The organism is Nonomuraea sp. NPDC050556 (genome assembly GCF_044457355.1).
GTDB lineage: Bacteria > Actinomycetota > Actinomycetes > Streptosporangiales > Streptosporangiaceae > Nonomuraea.
Window position 1 is genome coordinate 1,148,455 of sequence record NZ_JBITGU010000002.1, and the last position, 17,568, is coordinate 1,166,022.

16 protein-coding genes are annotated in these 17,568 nt (G+C 70.1%); 7 read left to right on the top strand and 9 right to left on the bottom strand.

What is annotated here, in order from left to right:
• Positions 1-10: 10 nt before the first annotated feature.
• Genes ACIBG8_RS23425 through ACIBG8_RS23435 form a run of 3 tightly spaced genes read right to left on the bottom strand, consistent with a single transcriptional unit; the run spans position 11 to position 2,344 of the window.
• A complete protein-coding gene (locus ACIBG8_RS23425) occupies positions 11-964 on the bottom strand; it encodes an adenylate/guanylate cyclase domain-containing protein (RefSeq protein WP_397345030.1) in 954 nt (317 codons plus the stop codon).
• Between the two features lie 9 nt (positions 965-973).
• Positions 974-1,486, bottom strand: a complete 513-nt coding sequence (locus ACIBG8_RS23430; protein WP_397345031.1) for a PH domain-containing protein — start codon at positions 1,484-1,486, stop codon at positions 974-976.
• Between the two features lie 33 nt (positions 1,487-1,519).
• Positions 1,520-2,344 carry a biotin--[acetyl-CoA-carboxylase] ligase gene (locus tag ACIBG8_RS23435; RefSeq protein WP_397345032.1) on the bottom strand — a complete coding sequence of 275 codons (825 nt, stop codon included), beginning with the start codon at positions 2,342-2,344 and terminating at the stop codon, positions 1,520-1,522.
• 83 nt (positions 2,345-2,427) lie between these two features.
• Here ACIBG8_RS23435 and ACIBG8_RS23440 point away from each other — a divergent pair, with 83 nt between their 5' ends.
• Both ACIBG8_RS23440 and fdhD read left to right on the top strand, forming a co-directional pair.
• Positions 2,428-4,623 carry an FdhF/YdeP family oxidoreductase gene (locus ACIBG8_RS23440; protein ID WP_397345033.1) on the top strand — a complete coding sequence of 732 codons (2,196 nt, stop codon included), beginning with the start codon at positions 2,428-2,430 and terminating at the stop codon, positions 4,621-4,623.
• Positions 4,620-5,456 (top strand): formate dehydrogenase accessory sulfurtransferase FdhD, encoded by an 837-nt coding sequence (fdhD, locus tag ACIBG8_RS23445; RefSeq protein WP_397345034.1) that lies wholly within the window; start codon positions 4,620-4,622, stop codon positions 5,454-5,456. The genes ACIBG8_RS23440 and fdhD overlap by 4 nt, the downstream gene beginning before the upstream one ends.
• On the opposite strand, the gene ACIBG8_RS23450 is transcribed toward fdhD, so the two are convergent.
• Complete coding sequence (locus ACIBG8_RS23450) at positions 5,443-6,129, bottom strand: hypothetical protein (protein WP_397345035.1); 687 nt, start codon at positions 6,127-6,129, stop codon at positions 5,443-5,445. The two genes, fdhD and ACIBG8_RS23450, sit on opposite strands and share 14 nt — an antisense overlap.
• Complete coding sequence (locus ACIBG8_RS23455) at positions 6,093-6,263, bottom strand: hypothetical protein (RefSeq protein ID WP_397345036.1); 171 nt, start codon at positions 6,261-6,263, stop codon at positions 6,093-6,095. The genes ACIBG8_RS23450 and ACIBG8_RS23455 overlap by 37 nt, the downstream gene beginning before the upstream one ends.
• 112 nt (positions 6,264-6,375) lie before the next feature.
• Between ACIBG8_RS23455 and ACIBG8_RS23460 the strand changes: the two genes are divergently transcribed.
• Entirely contained in the window at positions 6,376-7,509 is a 1,134-nt protein-coding gene (locus ACIBG8_RS23460; RefSeq protein ID WP_397345037.1) for an epoxide hydrolase family protein, read from the top strand.
• Positions 7,510-7,584: 75 nt separating this feature from the next.
• Positions 7,585-8,973 carry an MFS transporter gene (locus ACIBG8_RS23465; RefSeq protein WP_397345038.1) on the top strand — a complete coding sequence of 463 codons (1,389 nt, stop codon included), beginning with the start codon at positions 7,585-7,587 and terminating at the stop codon, positions 8,971-8,973.
• A 117-nt stretch (positions 8,974-9,090) separates the two neighbouring features.
• Here the strand turns inward: ACIBG8_RS23465 and ACIBG8_RS23470 are convergent, their stop codons facing one another.
• Positions 9,091-9,549 carry a winged helix-turn-helix transcriptional regulator gene (locus ACIBG8_RS23470; RefSeq protein WP_397345039.1) on the bottom strand — a complete coding sequence of 153 codons (459 nt, stop codon included), beginning with the start codon at positions 9,547-9,549 and terminating at the stop codon, positions 9,091-9,093.
• Positions 9,550-9,607: 58 nt separating this feature from the next.
• Between ACIBG8_RS23470 and ACIBG8_RS23475 the strand changes: the two genes are divergently transcribed.
• From ACIBG8_RS23475 to ACIBG8_RS23485, 3 genes are read left to right on the top strand one after another with little or no spacing between them, the layout of a single operon-like run.
• Entirely contained in the window at positions 9,608-10,981 is a 1,374-nt protein-coding gene (locus ACIBG8_RS23475; RefSeq protein ID WP_397345040.1) for an MFS transporter, read from the top strand.
• A gap of 2 nt (positions 10,982-10,983) precedes the next feature.
• Positions 10,984-11,457 carry a pyridoxamine 5'-phosphate oxidase family protein gene (locus ACIBG8_RS23480; RefSeq protein ID WP_397345041.1) on the top strand — a complete coding sequence of 158 codons (474 nt, stop codon included), beginning with the start codon at positions 10,984-10,986 and terminating at the stop codon, positions 11,455-11,457.
• Between the two features lie 43 nt (positions 11,458-11,500).
• A complete protein-coding gene (locus ACIBG8_RS23485) occupies positions 11,501-12,607 on the top strand; it encodes a DUF418 domain-containing protein (RefSeq protein WP_397345042.1) in 1,107 nt (368 codons plus the stop codon).
• Here ACIBG8_RS23485 and ACIBG8_RS23490 read toward each other — a convergent pair.
• Genes ACIBG8_RS23490 through ACIBG8_RS23500 form a run of 3 tightly spaced genes read right to left on the bottom strand, consistent with a single transcriptional unit; the run spans position 12,570 to position 17,559 of the window.
• Positions 12,570-15,176 carry a phosphoenolpyruvate carboxylase gene (locus tag ACIBG8_RS23490; protein WP_397345044.1) on the bottom strand — a complete coding sequence of 869 codons (2,607 nt, stop codon included), beginning with the start codon at positions 15,174-15,176 and terminating at the stop codon, positions 12,570-12,572. The genes ACIBG8_RS23485 and ACIBG8_RS23490 overlap by 38 nt on opposite strands.
• A gap of 47 nt (positions 15,177-15,223) precedes the next feature.
• Positions 15,224-16,816, bottom strand: a complete 1,593-nt coding sequence (locus tag ACIBG8_RS23495) for a hypothetical protein (RefSeq protein ID WP_397345045.1) — start codon at positions 16,814-16,816, stop codon at positions 15,224-15,226.
• Positions 16,798-17,559: an ABC transporter ATP-binding protein gene (locus ACIBG8_RS23500; protein WP_397345046.1), complete on the bottom strand. Its 762-nt coding sequence runs from the start codon at positions 17,557-17,559 to the stop codon at positions 16,798-16,800. The genes ACIBG8_RS23495 and ACIBG8_RS23500 overlap by 19 nt, the downstream gene beginning before the upstream one ends.
• Positions 17,560-17,568 lie beyond the last annotated feature (9 nt).

Below are 17,568 nucleotides of genomic sequence, written 5' to 3' on the forward strand. Positions count from 1 at the left end.
CATCTTGCTTTCAAGACGAAGATCTCCGCAAGACGTACGGCTGGACCATCCCGAGGCCGCGCACCGGCCGCCGCCTGATGCGTACGACCTCGAAGGCGTCCAGAGCCTCGGCCAGAGCGGCGTCCACGACGATCGTGCCCGGCCTGGCGAGCGCGGTGAGCCTGGCGGCCAGGTTGACCGTGGTGCCGAAGACGTCGCCCATCATCGGCAGCACGGGACCGTACGCCATGCCGACCCGCATCTCCTCCCCCACCAGCTCCAGCGCGATCGCGGCCGCCTGCTCCGGCGTCGGCGCGGTGAACAGCACCTCGTCGCCGAGCGTCTTGACCAGCCTGGCCCCGTGCGCGGCCACGACGTCGGCGGCGCGCGACTCGAACCCCTCGACCAGGTCGGCGAGCTCGCGCTCGTCGAGCTCCCTGGCCCGCCTGGTGAAGGAGACCAGGTCGGCGAAGCCGACGGCCATCGTGGCGCGGGTCGGCGCGACCTCCTCGTTGATGTCGGCGATCGTCAGCAGCCTGGTGCCCGCTGCGGCGAGCTGGGAGCGCCAGACGTGGACGAGCACCTGCTCGAACCCGGGCAGCAGCCGCTCGGACACCTCGAGGACCTTGCCGATCTGCTCGTCCGTCGGCGACCCGTCCGGCGGCAGCATGGCGCCGATCATGATCTCCGCCTGCCACTGCGCCAGCCTGGCCGTGGTCTGCCCGAGCGCCCTGGCCATGCGGATCGCGGTGTCGTCGTCGATGAGGCCGGTGCCGAGCATCGTGGACACCTGGCGCATGGCGGCGACGTCCGCGTCGGTGAAGGCCACGGCGTCGTCGGCGAGGGTGGCGAAGCCGAGCGCCCGCCACAGGCGTTCGGCCAGCTCGGGCGACACGCCGGAGTGGGCCGCGACCTCGGCCCGGGTGTAGCGCGCGCCCGGCCCGACGAAGAGCCGCTCGATGTCCTCAGCGGTCGGCCTGGTCATGGTCTGAGGCTATCGGCCGTCGACGTCGCCGTCCGAGGCGTCCTCGACGAGCCTGAACAGCTCGGCCCTGACCTCCTGGATCTTGGGGATGTCCTTCTCGACGATCTGCCCCTTCTCACCGGCGGACTCGACGGTGAGCGTGCCGCAGCCGAGCATGCGCTCGACGAAGGTCTGGTCGGAGCTGACCGTGTTGACCTTGGTCATCGGGATCTCGTCCGTCGACTTGTTGAGCACGCCGGTGCTGATCGTGAAGCGGTGCGTGGTCAGCACGTAGCCGGTGTTCTTCCACTTCAGGTAGGGGACGAACGACCAGATCGTCAGCAGGATCACCGTGATCACGAGTACGGCGACGCGGCCCCAGAACGCGTACTGCCAGTCACCCGGGATGAAGAAGAGCGCCGCGCCACACGCGACGACGAGCAGCACGAGGGCGAAGAACGGCCCGATGAGCCGTTTCCAGTGCGGGTGGAACGAGCGGATGCGCCGTTCGCCCTGCGTGAGATGGTGGTCGGGGAGAGTCATGTCGCAAATCGTGCCACTTCGGATGCTGGTCGGCTATGCCGTTGGACGAACGTGCACCACGTCTCCCGCACTGAGCGAGTGATCTCCGTCCTGCGCTCTCACCTGCAGCTGGCCGGACTGGTCGATTCCGGTCGCCAGCCCGGTCATGACCCGCTCCCCCGGCAGCTCGATCCGCACCTCGCTGCCGATGGTCGCGCTGATCGCCTGGTAGGCGGCGCGCAGCCCGCAGGCGTCCGCGTCGCCACGCGCCTCGACCCAGTCGCGGTAGTGCGTGTCGATCTCCCGCAGGATCGCCCTGAGCAGCGGGTCGCGGTCCGTGGAGTGCGCCTTCTCGACGGCCAGGGACGTGGCGGTGTCGACGGGGAGCTCGTCCTCGCGCAGGGAGACGTTGAGGCCCATCCCGACCACGACGGCGGCGCCGTCGACCCGTTCTGCCAGCACCCCGGCCAGCTTGCGCTCGCCGACCAGCAGGTCGTTGGGCCACTTCAGAACCGCGTCCACCTCGGCCACGTTGCGCACCGCCGACGCGGCCGCGACGCCGACCAGCAGCGGCAGCCAGCCCTGCTTCATCACCGGCACGTCGGGGCGCAGCAGTACGGAGAACGTCAGGCCGGAGCGCGGCGGCGCGTTCCACACCCGGCCCAGCCGTCCGCGCCCGGCGAACTGGGCCTCCGCGATCAGCACCTCACCCTCCGGCGCTCCGGCCTTGGCGGACTGGGCCAGGTCGGCGTTGGTGGAGCCGGTCCTGTCGACGACGGTGACCGACGTCCACAGCGCGCCGGGGCGGACGAGGGCGCGCTGGAGGGCCGCCTGGCTGAGCGGCGGCCTGGACAGATCGGTGTAGGGCGAGTCGGGCATCTCTCCATCTTTCCAGTACTTCTATGGTCCGTATCGAGGAACGTCGCGGTGACTCGGGGAGCCGTCGGGGGGAAGATGGGGGGATGAGCAAGCGACTTGACCCGCGCAACTGGGCTTCGTGGCGACCGTTCGGCCTCGGGCTCCGCAAGCCGAACAACTACCTGGAGTTGTGGAAGGCGTTCAAGTCGGTCAAGGGAAACAGGCGTTTCGCATGGCGGATCCTGAACCAAGGGACCTGCGACGGGTGCGCTCTGGGCACCCAGGGGATGCGCGACTGGACGATGCCGGAGATCCACCTGTGCAACATCAGGCTCCGGCTGCTGCCGTTGAACACGATGCCCGCCCTCGACATCGCGCTTCTCGAAGATGTCGAGGGGCTCAGCGGCAAGAAGTCCGCCGAGCTGCGCGATCTCGGCCGCCTGCCGTACCCCATGCTGCGCAGGAACGGCGAGCCCGGCTTCACCCGCATCTCCTGGGACGAGGCGCTCGACCTCGCGGCCGAGCAGGTGCGCGAGGCCCGGGTCGGCGCCTATCTGACCAGCCGCGGCGTGCCCAACGAGAACTACTTCGCCGCCCAGAAGGCCATGCGCGCGCTCGGCACCAACAACGTCGACAACGCGGCGCGCATCTGCCACTCGCCCTCGACCGTCGCGCTCAAGCAGACGATCGGCGCGGCGGCGACGACCTGCTCCTACACCGACTGGATCGGCTCCGACCTGATCGTCTTCATCGGGTCCAACCCGTCGAACAACCAGCCGGTCGCGATGAAATACCTCTATCACGCGAAGAAGGCGGGCACCCGGATCGCGATGGTGAACGCCTACCGCGAGCCCGGCATGGACAAGTACTGGGTGCCGTCGAACGCGGAGTCCGCGCTGTTCGGCACGAAGATCACCGACGAGTTCTTCGGCGTCAACGTCGGCGGCGACATCGGCTTCCTCAACGGCGTGCTCAAGCACCTGATCGAGAACGACTGGATCGACAAATCATTCATCGATTCGGCCACGAAGGACTTCGAGGCCGCGCGTCAGGTCGTGGCCGCGCAGTCGTGGGAGTCGCTGGAGGCGCTGTCCGGTTCCACCCGGCAGGAGATGCTCAAGCTCGCCCAGCTTCTCGGCGAGGCGAAGTCGGCGGTGCTCGTCTGGTCGATGGGCATCACGCAGCACACCTACGGCGAGGAGAACGTCAGGGCGATCGTGAACCTGGCGCTGGCGCGCGGGTTCCTGGGGCGCGACCACTGCGGGTTGATGCCGATCCGCGGGCACAGCGGCGTGCAGGGCGGGGCCGAGATGGGCGCTTATGCGACTGGCCTGCCCGGTGGCCTGCCGATCACGCCAGAGAATGCCGCGAAATTTACGGACATGTGGGGCTTCGAGGTCCCGGCGACGCCCGGCCTCACCGCGACCGACATGATCGACGCGGCTCACCGGCGTGAGCTGGACGTGCTCATCTCGAGTGGCGGCAACTTCCTCGAAGTGCTCCCCGACCCCGCCTACTGCCGCGAAGCGCTCGAACGGCTCAAGCTGCGCGTGCACATCGACATCGTGCTGTCCTCGCAGATGCTCGTGCCGTCCGCAGGCGACGTGCTGCTGCTGCCCGCCCAGACGCGCTACGAGATGGTCGGCGGCGTCACCGAGACCTCCACGGAGCGGCGCATCATCTTCTCCCCCGAGGTCGAGGGGCGCAGGATCGGCGAGGCGTGGCCGGAGTGGAAGATCTTCACCGAGCTGGTGTCGCGCGCGACGTCCATCGACGTGCGTTACACCGGCACCCCGGCCATTCGCGAGGATATCGAGCGAGCCGTGCCGTTCTACGAGGGCATCGCGGGTCTCCGGAAGTTCGGGGACAACGTGCAGTACGGCGGGCGCCACCTGTTCGCCGACGGCCGCTTCCAGACCCCGGACGGGCTCGCCAGGTTCTCCGCGGTCGAGCTGCCCCGGCTGGAGCGGCCCGACGGGTCGTTCATGGTCGCGACCAGGCGCGGCAAGCAGTTCAACAGCATGGTCCACGAGCGGCGGGACGGCTTCAACGGCGCGATGCGCGAGGCGGTGCTGATGAGCGCCTACGACGCCGACCGCCTGGGGCTGGCCGACGGGGCCGCGGTACGGCTCAGCTCCGGCGAGCGCACCTACACCGGCAAGGTGCTGCGCGCCCCGGTGATGCCGGGCAACCTGCAGATCCACTGGCCGGAGGGCAACGTGTTGCTGGACGAGTCGCGTCGCTCTCCGGACGCCAGGATCCCCGACTACAACGCCGTCGTCACCCTCCAGCCGCTGTGACCGTGACCCGACCGGGCCCGACCACCCGCGCCCGAATCCATCAAATTTCCGGAAATGTCGCCCGGGACCGTCGTGACGACCTCGCCACCGAGGAGCCCCTGGAGATCAGGCTCTCGGACGGCGAGACCCGCAGGACGGTCGCCATCACCATGCGCACCCCCGGGCACGACTTCGAGCTCGCCGCCGGATTCCTGCACGCGGAGGGTCTCGCCGACGGCATCGCCACGATCGCGTACTGCACCGATGACGACGTCCCACCCGAGGCGCGCTACAACACGGTGACCGTACGGCTGCGCGGCCCGATCCCCGACCTGCCGTCGCTGGACCGGCATTTCCTGACGTCCAGCGCCTGCGGCGTCTGCGGCTCGGCAAGCCTCGACGCGTTGCACGACCGCTGCTCACCGGTCCGTTCGACGTTCACCGTCGAGCCCGCCACCCTCTACGCCCTGCCCGACCGCCTGAGGGCGGCCCAGGGCGTCTTCGGAAAGACCGGCGGCCTCCACGCCGCCGGCCTCTTCACAGCCGAGGGCGACCTGGTCATCGCCAGGGAGGACGTCGGCAGGCACAACGCGGTGGACAAGCTCGTCGGCTGGTCAAGCATGCAGGGCCTCCTCCCGCTGACCGACCACGTCCTCATGGTCAGCGGCAGGACCAGCTACGAGATCATGCAGAAGGCCCTGGCCGCCGGCCTTTCCATGGTCTGCGCCGTCTCCGCCCCCTCCTCCCTGGCCGTCGACCTGGCCAGGGAGTTCGGCATGACCCTGGTCGGTTTCCTCCGCGACGAGCGCTGCAACGTCTACGCGGGAGAGGAGCGCATCGTCACCGCACGTTGACGTAGTCGCCGGCGGAGACGGCGGAGGCGTACGCGGACGTGCCCGTGTAGACCGCCCGCCACCGGCCGTCGTCCTTCGCCTTGAGCACGCGATCGAACCCGCCGAGAGCCGTCATGGTGACGGTCGCCATTGTGCGGTACGTGGAGGAGCCGCTCCTCGCGAACTGGATCTTGACCTGCCGCCCGGCCAGGTCCACGTAGCCCGCCCTGAGGGTGCCACGGGCGTGGAGCTTCCCGCCCTTGCGCACGGGCTCCGGGCTCGCGTCGAAGGTCAGCTTGGTCGCCAGCTGCACTTCCAGCCGTCGGGGATCCGTGGTCGCCACGCGCCCGTCCACGTCCCTGGCCTCGATGACGGCCTTCATGGTCTGCCTGGCCACGAACTCGCCCCGGTAGAGGCCGTTTCTGGCGTCGCCCGCCACGCGGCGCATCGGGATGCCCAGCTGCGTGCCCCCGCCCAGGACCCTGACGGACTCCACGCCCTTGAACGCGGTGGCGCGCGCCTCGACGACCACCTTCTGCCCCTGCTTGACCCACGTGGGGAGCTTGACGCCGGAGATCACGGGCTGGTGGTCCGGGTCCACGACGACGACGCCGTTGACCGAGGCGGTCCCGCCATTGCGGTCGGTCGCCGTGACCGTCAGCGGCTCAGTGCCTGGGCGGGTCCCGTGCGGCACCGCTCGCCCTCGGTCACGGTGGCCGGTGCGACCGTGGCGCTCTGGTCTTGCTGGTCCACCACCGTCACGTGCCCCGCCAGGGCGAGCGAGCCGGTGCGCGGCGCGGTCGTGCGCACACCCGCTTTGCTCTTCACCGTGATCGTGCCCCCCCCACCGGCGAGGCGGTCGTGCTCGTGATGACGGGCTGTTTGAAGTGCGCTTTGAATGCGGAAAGAAGTCTTCCGCATGCCGTTCTAGCGTGAGCACATGACCGAGATCCGACCGTTTCACATCGACATCCCGCAGGCCGAGCTGGACGATCTCCACGAGCGGCTGGGCCGTACGCGCTGGCCTGGGGAGATTCCCGGGCAAGGCTGGGCGCGTGGCGTGCCGCTCGACTATCTCCAGGGGCTCGCCGGCTACTGGGTCGACGGGTTCGACTGGCGGGCGCAGGAGGCCTGGCTCAACACCTACCCGCAGTTCACCACCGAGGTCGACGGGCAGCGGATCCACTTCTTCCACGTGCGCTCCGCCAACCCCGACGCCCTGCCGCTGATCCTCACGCACGGCTGGCCCAGTTCCAACGTCGAGTTCGTCAAGCTCATCGACCCGCTCAAGGACGATTTCCACCTCGTCATCCCGTCCCTGCCTGGCTACGGGTTCTCCAACCCGGTCACCCAGGAGGGCTGGGGCAACATCTTCCGTGTCGCGCAGGCCTGGGCGGCGCTCATGGACGGGCTCGGTTACGACCGCTTCGCCGTACAGGGGACCGATGTCGGCTCCGGGGTGTCCGGGCTGCTGCCGATGGTGGCGCCGGGCCGGGTGGTCGGGGTGCACATCAACGGGCCCGTCCCGTTCGTCTTCGGGCCGCCGGTGGAGCTCGACGGGCTCTCGGACGCGGACAAGGTGCGGGCCGAGCGGTTCAACGACTTCCAGTCCGACGGGATCGGCTACCTGCAGCTCCAGTCGACCAGGCCGCAGACGCTGGGCTACCTGCTCAACGACTCGCCGGTCGGCCAGCTCGCCTGGGTGGCGGAGAAGTTCAAGGAGTGGACGGACCCGGCGGCCGAGACGCCGGACGCGGCCGTCGGCCGCGATCTGCTGCTCACGCACGTCAGCGTCACGTGGTTCACCGGCTCAGGCGCGGCGTCGGCCAACTGCGTCTACGAGGGCATGCGGGCCTGGCGGGCCTTCGCCGGGCAGGAGCCCCCGGCCGTGCAGGGGCCGCCGATGGGGGTGGCGGTGTTCGCGGGTGACAACTCGATCAGGTCCGAGGTCGGCCCGGCGGGCGCGGCCGAGCACTGGCGGGAGTACGACCGGGGCGGCCACTTCCCCGCGATGGAGGTGCCCGAGCTGCTGGCCGAGGACATCAGAGCGTTCTTCCTCCCCAAAAGATCTTGACGAAACTATGGAATGAACCATTCCGTTCTGTTAAAGTTGGAACAGAACAAGCCGTTCCGATATATGGAGGCAACGATGACCGCCCTCGACACCCGCCCCGTGGAGGCCGCAGTGGAGACCCCCACAGCCTACAAGTGGCGCTGGCCCGCCCTGGGAGTGATCCTCGCCGGCTCCGTGATGGAGCTGCTCGACGCGACCGTCACCAACATCGCAGGCCCGACGATGCGCACCGACCTCGGCGGCGGCACCTCGCTCATCCAGTGGCTCGGCGCGGCCTACACCCTGGCCATGACCGCGGGCCTCCTGACCGGCGGCCGCCTCGGTGACATCGTGGGACGCAAGCGGATGTTCCTCATCGGCGTCGCCGGCTTCACGATCGGCTCGCTGCTCTGCGCGATCTCCACCGGGCCCGAGGCCATCATCGCCGCCCGGGTCATCCAGGGCCTGTTCGGCGCGGCGATGATCCCGCAGGGAATGGGGCTGATGAAGGAGATGTTCCCGCCCAAGGAGCTGCAGGCGGCGTTCGGCATGTTCGGCCCGGTCATGGGCATCTCGGCCATCGGCGGCCCGATCCTGGCCGGCTGGCTGGTCGACGCGGACCTGTTCGGCACCGGCTGGAGGATGATCTTCCTGGTCAACCTGCCGCTGGGCATCGGCGCGGTGCTCGCCGCGCTGCGCTTCCTGCCCGCCACCCGGCCCACCGGAGGCGTCAAGCTGGACATCCCGGGCGCGCTGCTGGCCTCGCTGGGGACCGTACTCATCGTCTTCCCGCTGGTCCAGGGCGGCGAGCACGGCTGGCCGTGGTGGGCGTTCGCGATGATGGCCGCCTCGGTCGTGACGTTCGCGGTCTTCGTCGCCTACGAGCGGCGCAAGGGTGAGGCGGCGCTGGTGGTCCCGTCGCTCCTCAGGAAGCCAGCCTTCGTCTCGGGTCTCGCGGTCGGCGCCATCTACTTCGCGGCCTTCGGCGGGGTGTTCCTGGTCCTCGGTCTCTACACGCAGCTCGGCCTGGGCTACTCCCCGCTCAAGGCGGCTCTGACCAGCGTTCCCTCGTCGGTCGGCATGATCGTCGGAATGGGCATCGCCTCGGCGACCGTCAGGTTCGGCCGCAAGGTGCTGCTCGGCGGGGCCGTGGTCATGTTCTTCGCGGTGATCGCGCTGGCGCTGATCGCGGGTCCCGGGGTCACGCCGTGGCAGCTCGCTCCGGCGCTGGTCTTCGTGGGGCTGGGCAGCGGCCTGATCATGGGCCCCTACTTCAACATCGTCATGGCGGCGGTCGACCCCAAGGAGACGGGTTCCGCCTCGGGTTCGCTGACGGCGATCCAGCAGGTGGGCGGGGCGCTGGGGCTGGCGATCCTGGGCACGGTCTTCTTCGGCACCGGCAGCGCGATCATCACCTTCGGGGTGGCGGCGGGCATGATCGCCCTCACCTTCGTCATCGGCCTGATGCTCCCCAAGGCTGAATAGGACCATCTGGTACGGCCAAGCAGCCCCGAGCGCCACCCGGCGTTCGGGGCTGGCGGCATTCCAGGGCAACGCTCACCGGCCGCGCAGACGAGCCGCCGCGACGGACGGCGGGAAGCCTCAGACGTGGGCTGCGCCGTACCTCTCCAGGTCTGCCCCCTCGGCGGACCTCACGTCGTAGGCGGTGCGGGCGGTGGCGATCTCCCGCTGGTGTTCCTCCGTCCACGTGACCAGCGCCTTGATGGTCGCGTGCAGGCTCCTCCCGAGCGGCGTCAGCTCGTAGTCCACCCTCGGCGGCACCGTCGGGTAGACGGTCCGCGCCACCAGCCCGTCGCGTTCGAGCTGGCGCAGGGTGCGGGTGAGCATCCGCTGGCTGACCCCGTCGATCGTGCGGCGCAGCTCGCTGAACCGCAGCGTCCGCTGGTCCAGCAGCGCGATCACCAGGAGCGACCACTTGTCGGCCACGCGGTCGAGGATCTGCCTGACCTCGCAGTCCTCGCGCGTGTCCCAGTGGAGAACGTCGAAGTCAGCGCCGGTATCCGCGCAGTAACCGGGGGACAGAGAAGTGCCGTCTTCCATGGTTCCCAAAAGTAACGCATGATTCCCCTGGTTACAAAAGGGAACTAAGGAGCTAGCTGTGAATACACGGACGTGGGGTGTGTTGTTCGTCCTCTGCGGCGCGATCTTCCTGGAGGGCATCGACGTCGCCATGCTGAACGTGGCGTTGCCGTCCATCAGGGCGGATCTGGGGCTGTCGACCGGAATGCTGAGCGGGGTGGTGTCGGCCTACGTCCTGGGATACGGCGGTTTCATGCTGCTCGGCGGCCGGGCCGCCGACCTGCTGGGCCGCCGCCGGATGTTCCTGCTCTGGCTGGCGGTCTTCCTCGCCTTCTCCGGCCTGGGCGGGATCGCCACGGAAGGGTGGATGTTGCTGCTGGCCCGGTTCGTGACCGGGGTGGCCGCGGCCTTCATGGCGCCGGCCGGACTGTCGCTGATCACCACGAACTTCCCCGACGGGCCGCAGCGCAACAGGGCGCTGCTGGTCTACGCGGGGACGGCGGCGGGCGGCTTCTCGCTCGGCCTGGTCGCGGGCGGGTTGCTGACCGCGCTCGGCTGGCGCTGGGTGTTCTTCGCGCCGGTGATCCTGTCCGCGGTCATCCTGGGCGCCGCGCTCGTCCTGCTCAAGGACACCGCTCCGCAGGAACGTTCCAAGGAGGGCTTCGACCTGCTCGGCACGTTCAGCGTGACCGGTTCGATGTTGCTGCTGGTCTACGGGGTGGTACGGCTGGAGCACCCGTCGGACGGGCCGCTGCTGACGGCCGCTGTCTTCGTGGCGGGGCTGGCGCTGCTCGGGTTGTTCGTCGCCGTGGAGCGGCGCGCGGCCAGCCCGCTGGTACGGCTCGGCATCCTGCGGTCCGGAGCGCTGGTGCGGACCAACCTGGCGGCGCTGCTGTTCATCGGCTCGTTCGCCGGGTTCCAGTTCCTGGCCACGCTCTACCTGCAGGAGTTGCGCGGGTGGAGCACGATCCAGACCGGGCTGGCCATGCTGCTGGTCGGCGTGGACACCGTCCTCGCGCCCACGCTGACGCCGCGCCTGGTCGCGCGGTACGGCAACGTCAAGGTCATCGCGGGCGGGCTGGTGCTGGCCGCCGCCGGGTACGCGCTGTTCCTCCAGGCGGGCACCGACTGGTCGTACGCGCTGATGGTCCCGACGATGCTCCTGCTCGGCCTGGCCTTCGCCCTGGTGTACGGCCCGCTCACGATCGCGGGCACCGAGGGCATTGAGGAGAAGGAGCACGGGCTCGCCGGTGGCCTCCTCTACACGGCCATCCAGTTCGGCACGGCGCTCGGCATCTCCATCGTCACCGCGGTGAACGTCGGTGCGGGTTCCGGGATCGACGGCCTGCGCACCGCGCTGATGGTGCCGCTGGCGGCAGCCGTACTCGCCCTGCTCGTCACCCTTCCCGGACTGCGCACCCGCCGGTCCGCCGACCCCGTATTGGCAGGTTGATCATGACGCACGACTTCTCCGACATCCAGCAGCAGTTCGAGTCCTACGTGAACGACATCGTCTACGCGACCATGACCACGGTCGACGCCAAGGGCCGCCCGCGCGCCCGGGTGCTGATCCCGGTCTGGGAGATCGTGGGCGGCGCCCCGCTGGGCTGGCTGGTCACCTACAAGACGCCGGTCAAAGCCGCACACCTGGCGGGAAACCCGCACACCACCTTCTCCTACTGGGACCGGCGGCAGAACGCGGTGGCCGTCGACACCGTCGCCCGCTGGGTCGACGACCCGGCGGAGAAGGCACGGATCTGGGACCTCTACCGCAGGGACAGCTACGACCCTGGGCGCTTCTGGACCGGGCCGGACGACCCGAAGTACCACCTGCTGCGCCTGGAGCCCTGGCGCATCCAGGTCATCAGGGGCAGCGACCTGAAGAGCACGATCTGGCGCGCGACTTTGGTCGGTGCGGACAGCGCCTGAGGTTCGATGTGGGCGACGCCCCCTGATCCCTAGCGTCGACGGCATGACACGCATCCACGAGGTCGACGCCGTCAGGGGGTTCGCGCTCGCCGGGATCCTGGTGGCCAACATCGGCTTCTTCGCCGACCCCCGATACGCGGTGTCCCTGGGCACGATGCCCATCTCGGAGGGCCCGGTCGCCCTCCTCGTCAGCACCCTCGTGCTGTCGAAGTTCTACGTCATCTTCTCCTTCCTGTTCGGCTACTCCTTCACCCTCCAGATGCGCTCGGACACCTGGAAACCCGCGCAGACGATACGCAGGTGCCTGGGCCTGTTCGTGCTGGGCGTCGCGCAGGGCCTCCTGCTCTGGATCGGCGACATCCTCACCCTCTACGCGGCCCTCGGCCTGATCCTGCTGGCCCTGCGCAACATCAGGCCGAGGACCGCGGTGATCATCGGGTGCTCGATCATCGGTGTCTGGACGCTGCTGTGGCTGGGCCTGGCCGCGCTGACGCTCCTCGAACCGGCCGCTGCCGCCCCCGCGGCCGACGTGGCCGCCGGGCTCAGGGCCGAGCAGCTGTTCACCGACGGGCCGCTGGGCGTCCTGAGGTTCCAGGCGGAGACGTACCCAATGCTGGCCGCGTTCGTCTGGATAGGCCAGGGGCCGATGGCGCTGGCGCTGTTCCTGTTCGGCCTGGCGGCGGGCAAGTCGGGGCTGTTCGAGCGGCCCCTGCCGTCCTGGATCATGTGGGCCGGCTACGGCGTCGGCCTCCCGGCCGCCGTCTTCGTCACCTGGTCGTCACAGCAGGGAGAGGCGCTGGAGCTGGTCGGCGCTGCGGTGAACAACGTGACCTCGCTGCCGCTGGCCGCCGCCTACGTGGTCACGCTGCTGCGGCTCCGCTCGATCCACGGGGTGCTCGCCCCGGCCGGACGGATGGCCGCCTCCAACTACATCGGCCAGTCCGTGCTGGCCTGTCTGGTCTTCAGCGGGTACGGCCTGGCCCTGGCGGGCAAGCTCGCACCCGTCGCGGTCATGGGCGTGGCCGCGCTGATCTACACGGTCCTGCTGGTGTTCAGCGCCTGGTGGATGCGCGGCCACGCCAACGGCCCGATCGAGGCGGGCCTGCGCGCCTTCACCCGGTATTCTGCAGCCCCGCTGCAACGCCGTTGACCGACAGCAGCAGCAACGTCGACAGCCGCTCGCGCTCCTCCTCGCTCACGTCCGAGGTGCGCAGCTTGGTCAGGGCGCGCAGCTGCAGGTGCGACAGCGCGTCCACGTAGGGGTCGCGGAGCTGGACGGCGCGCGAGAGCACCCGCCGGTTCTCCAGCAGCCTGGTGTGCCCGGTGACCAGCAGCACCAGCGTGCGCGTCCTGTCGTACTCCTCCAGCACCTGCTCGGCGAAGTCGGCCCGGCCGCCGAGCGCCAGGTAGCGCTGGGCGATCGAGCGGTCGGTCTTGGCCAGCGACATCTCGGCGTTGTCGAGCATCGCGTTGAACAGCGGCCACTGCGCGTAGGCCGCCTTGAGGTCGTCGAGGCCGACGGAGGCCAGACCGGTGCCCAGGCCGTACCAGCCGGGGAGGTTGACCCTGGTCTGCGCCCAGGCGAACACCCACGGGATGGCGCGCAGGTCGTCGAGCGAGCGCGGCGCGCCCAGCCCGCGCCTGGAGGGGCGCGAGCCCAGGCGCAGCGTGCCGATCTCCTCCAGCGGGCTGACCAGCGCGAACCACTCGGGGAACCCGGGCGCCTCGGTCAGCGCGCGGTAGGCCTTCTCGGAGGAGGCGGCCACCCGCTCCGCCACGCCGCGGAACCGCGCGGCGGCGGCAGCCGTACTGGCTCCGACGGTCGGGGAGGACGCCATGAGCACCGCGTTGGCGACCTGCTCCATGTGGCGCCTGGCGATGGCCATGTGGCCGTAGCGGGCGAAGATGACCTCGCCCTGCTCGGTCACCTTGAACCGGCCGGCCACCGACCCCGGCGCCTGGGCGAGCACGGCACGGTTGGCCGGGCCGCCGCCGCGGCCGAGCGCGCCGCCGCGGCCGTGGAACATGCGCAGCTTGACGTCGTGCTCGGCGGCCCAGGAGGTCAGCCGCTCCTGGGTCTCGTAGAGCTTGAGCGTCGCGGCGGCCGGGCCGAGCTCCTTGGCTGAGTCGGAGTAGCCGAGCATGACCTCCATGCGGCGGTCGTTGTCCCTGAGCCGCTTCTGCACCTGCGGCAGCTCCAGCATGCCGGTCAGCACGTCGCCGGAGTTGTCGAGGTCCTGGCCCGACTCGAAGAGCGGCACCACGTCGAGCACCGGGGCCCGGTCGCCGAGCGCGTGCGCGGCCAGCTCGTAGACGGCGGCGATGTCGGCCGCGCCGCGGGTGAAGGAGACGACGTAGCGGGAGCAGGCGGTGACGCCGAACCGCTCCTGGATGCCGGCGATGGCCCTGATCGTGGCCAGCACCTCCTCCGTGCGCTCCGACAGCTCGCCGCCCGCGCGTACCTCCTCCAGCGCTGCCGCGTGCACCTGCGAGTGCTGGCGCACCTCCAGCTCGGCCAGGTGGAAGCCGAACGTCTCGACCTGCCAGATGAGGTGCTGCACCTCGCCGTACGCCTGGCGGGAGGCGCCGCCGCGGGCCAGCGAGTCCTGGGCCAGGCGCAGGTCGGCCAGCAGGTCGCCGGGCGAGCGGTAGGCGAGGTCCATGTCGCGGCGGCGGGTCGCGGCCAGCTTCGCCGCGACGAACATCAGCCACTGCCGGTGCGGCTCCTGCGGCGAGCGGGTCGCCATCTCGGAGACCAGGTCGGGGTTGTCGTCCTCGGCCAGCTCCAGCGCCGCCTTCAGCGCGGCGGAGGGCGGCGTGTACTGGGCGGCCACGGTGAGCGTGCGCGCGATGCGGGTGGCGGCCGTCTCCAGCGCGGCCAGCACGTGCTCGGCCTGGATCTGGATCGCCTCGCGGGTGACGCGGGCGGTGACGTTGGGGTTGCCGTCGCGGTCGCCGCCGATCCAGCTTCCGTAGCGGATGAACGGCCTGGCCAGCGGGACGCGGGTGCCGGTGCCCTCGGCGAGCGCGGCGTCGAGCGAGCGGTAGACCTGGGGCACGACGCGGAACAACGTCTCGTCGAAGGCGGCCATGGCCGTGCGCACCTCGTCGAGCGGGTCGAGCTTGGTGTCGCGCAGCTGGGCCGTACGCCAGAGCAGGTCGATCTCCTCCAGGAGGCGACGCCTGCTCTCCTCGCGCTCGGTCGCGCCGCGGCCCGGGGTGCTGTACTCGGTCAGCTGGTTGCTGACCCGCTGGATCGCGGTGACGACCGCGCGCCTGCGCGCCTCCGTCGGGTGCGCGGTCAGCACGGGGTGCAGCTCCAGGTCCTGGACCAGCTCGGTCACCCGGTCGGCGCCGAGCTCCTGCACGGCCTGCGCCAGCGACTCCGGCGTGACGGTCTCGCCGGTGTCGCGCTCGCGCAGGGTGCGGATGCGGTAGTGCTCCTCGGCCAGGTTGGCCAGGTGGAAGTAGCAGGTGAACGCGCGGGCGATCTGCACCGCCCGGTCGATCTCCCACTCGGCGACCATGGCCGCGATCTCGTCGCCGGCCACCTCGCCCCTGCGCGCGGCGATGACCGCCTTGCGCAGCCGTTCGACATCCTCGAGGAGGTCGGCGCCGCCCTGTTCGGCGATCACCTCGCCCAGCAGCTTGCCCAGCAGCCGCACGTCGTGCCGGAGCTCTTCTGGCATGCCGGTGACGGCATCGTGGCGCGCACTCATGTCTCGAAGAGTATCGAGTCCGTCTTAACAGGCGGAGACCGGTCTCATCAGGTGGGCTTCGAGACCGCCACCAGCAGCTCGGGAAGGCGCGGGTAGCCGATGACCCCACCCAGGCGGCGGCCCAGCGCGGAGATCAGCAGGCCGTACGGCACAGCCAGGAAGGCCACCCACGTGACGCCGAACAGCACGGGAACGAGCGGCAGCACCAGGAAACCGGTGCCGAGCATCGAGCCGAACGAGCCGAGGAAGGCCAGCCCGCCCTGCCCCGGCGCGGCGCCGCTGAAGGCGTTGAGCCGGTCGGGCGTCGTGTAGGGGACGATCACGCTGGTGACGGCGCCGACGCCGAGCCCCACGCCGAGCACGCCCCACGCGGTCAGCATCGCGGGAACCACCCCGGACAGCTCCCCGGTGAACAGCCCGACGGCCAGGGCCAGGATGGCCAGCAGCGGCGTGGCGAGCAGCCCGACGGCGATGTGCCGCCCGGCCAGGTCGGTGCGCAGGTCGCGGGGCGAGCTGTAGACCATGGAGTTCATCCACAGCGAGCGGCCGTCGATGCCGAAGACGTTGGCCGTCTGCATACCCAGCATCAGCGCACCCAGGCAGGCCGGGCCGACCACCATGATCGCCCCGGACGGTCCCGACTTCCCGCTCAGGGAGAAGGCGATGATCGCGGTGACCACCACGGAGGAGAACCAGCCGACGCGGAACCTCGGGTCGCGCCTGATGTAACGCAGCTCCTTGTCCACCACCGCGGCGAGCTGGCCGTCCGGCAGGAACCTGTCGACGAACCCGCTCGACCTGCGTACGGACGCCCCCTGCGTGGACGCATCCGTGGTCACCAGCGCCCGGCCGAGCGACCTGATCCACAGCCAGCCGATCAACCCGGCCAGCAGCGCGACCACGACCAGCTCGCCGATCCCGAGCAATCCGCCGTCGGCGATCGCGTGCGCCGCCATGCCGGACGGCACCCAGCGCAGCGCGTTGGCCAGGCCGTGCACCATCGCGCCCATGTCGCCGCCGAGGCCGCGGTTGATGATCAGGTTGGGCAGCTGGGCCAGCACCACGACGAAGATCGCCGCGACGGCCAGGACGTCGCGCCCGCGCCTGGTGCGCAGCGCGCCGGACAGCGCCGTGGTGATGAGCCTGGAGGTGACCAGGCAGAGCGCGAACTCCAGGAGTACGGCCAGCACGCCGATGAGCGCGCCGCCGACGCTGCGCGACAGGCCGACCACCCCGCCCGCGAGCACGATCAGGCTGGCCGCCGGCCAGACGCCGGTCGCCGAGGCGGAGAACATGCCGACCGCCAGGTCCTGGGTGCGCAGCGGGAACAGCGTCAGCCTGGACGGGTCGAGGGTGTCGTCGAGGCCGAAGGCCAGAAGCGGCACGATCGCCCAGCCGATGAGGAAGACGGTGAAGGCGACGACGCCGATGTCGGTGGCCAGGTCCGCGTCGGCGAACCTGATGGCCGACATGCCGAGGAACCCGAAACCGGCCACGCAGAGCGCGCCGATGAGGGTGAAGACGAAGCCGATCTTGCGGGTGGCGTCACCGCGCAGGTTGCCCGAGATCAGGCGGAGCTTGAGCTGGACGAAGAGCTTGACCGTCGGCCAGAACCCGAGCGTCAGTGCGAGCCTAGCCACGACAGGCCCTCCTCTCCGTTCTCCCGCGAACCGCCAACGAGCTGGAGGAAGGTGTCGTTGAGGCTGCGCTCGCCGCGCACCTCGGCCAGCGGACCCTGCGCGACGATGTAGCCGCCGTTCATGACCGACACCCAGTCGCAGAGCCGCTCGACCAGGTCCATGACGTGGCTGGAGAAGATGACGGTGGAGCCTGAGGCGGTGTAGCGCTGCAGCACCTCGGTCAGGGTGTTGGCGCTGACCGGGTCGACGCCCTCGAACGGCTCGTCGAGGAAGAGCACCGACGGGTTGTGCAGCAGCGCGGCGGCCAGGCCGATCTTCTTGCGCATGCCGGTGGAGTAGTCGACGACCAGCTTGTCGGCGGAGTCCGTCAGGTCCATGACCCGCAGGAGCTCCTCTGCGCGCTTCTCGACCTCGGCCTTGGGGATGTTGCGCAGCCGTCCGTTGTACATGAGCAGCTCGCGGCCGGACAGGCGCTCGAACAGCCGCAGCCCCTCGGGCAGCACGCCGATGCGCGCCTTGACCTCGGCGGGGTCGCGCCAGACGTTGAACCCGCCGATCTCGGCGAGCCCGCCGTCCGGCCTGAGCAGGCCGGTGACCATGCTGAGGGTGGTGGTCTTTCCCGCGCCGTTGGGTCCGACGAGCCCGGCGAAGCTGCCTGCGGGCACGACGAGATCGACCCCTGCAACTGCCACCTGCTGGCCGAACCTCTTGAAGAGCGCCTGCGTGCGTACCGCTTCCGTCATGTTTGCAGC

Coding starts and splice junctions, on each gene's coding strand:
- ACIBG8_RS23425 (WP_397345030.1), bottom strand. CDS start 964: ATGACCAGGCCGACCGCTGAGGACATCGAGCGGCTCTTCGTCGGGCCG.
- ACIBG8_RS23430 (WP_397345031.1), bottom strand. CDS start 1,486: ATGACTCTCCCCGACCACCATCTCACGCAGGGCGAACGGCGCATCCGC.
- ACIBG8_RS23435 (WP_397345032.1), bottom strand. CDS start 2,344: ATGCCCGACTCGCCCTACACCGATCTGTCCAGGCCGCCGCTCAGCCAG.
- ACIBG8_RS23440 (WP_397345033.1), top strand. CDS start 2,428: ATGAGCAAGCGACTTGACCCGCGCAACTGGGCTTCGTGGCGACCGTTC.
- ACIBG8_RS23460 (WP_397345037.1), top strand. CDS start 6,376: ATGACCGAGATCCGACCGTTTCACATCGACATCCCGCAGGCCGAGCTG.
- ACIBG8_RS23465 (WP_397345038.1), top strand. CDS start 7,585: ATGACCGCCCTCGACACCCGCCCCGTGGAGGCCGCAGTGGAGACCCCC.
- ACIBG8_RS23470 (WP_397345039.1), bottom strand. CDS start 9,549: ATGGAAGACGGCACTTCTCTGTCCCCCGGTTACTGCGCGGATACCGGC.
- ACIBG8_RS23480 (WP_397345041.1), top strand. CDS start 10,984: ATGACGCACGACTTCTCCGACATCCAGCAGCAGTTCGAGTCCTACGTG.
- ACIBG8_RS23485 (WP_397345042.1), top strand. CDS start 11,501: ATGACACGCATCCACGAGGTCGACGCCGTCAGGGGGTTCGCGCTCGCC.
- ACIBG8_RS23490 (WP_397345044.1), bottom strand. CDS start 15,176: ATGAGTGCGCGCCACGATGCCGTCACCGGCATGCCAGAAGAGCTCCGG.
- ACIBG8_RS23500 (WP_397345046.1), bottom strand. CDS start 17,559: ATGACGGAAGCGGTACGCACGCAGGCGCTCTTCAAGAGGTTCGGCCAG.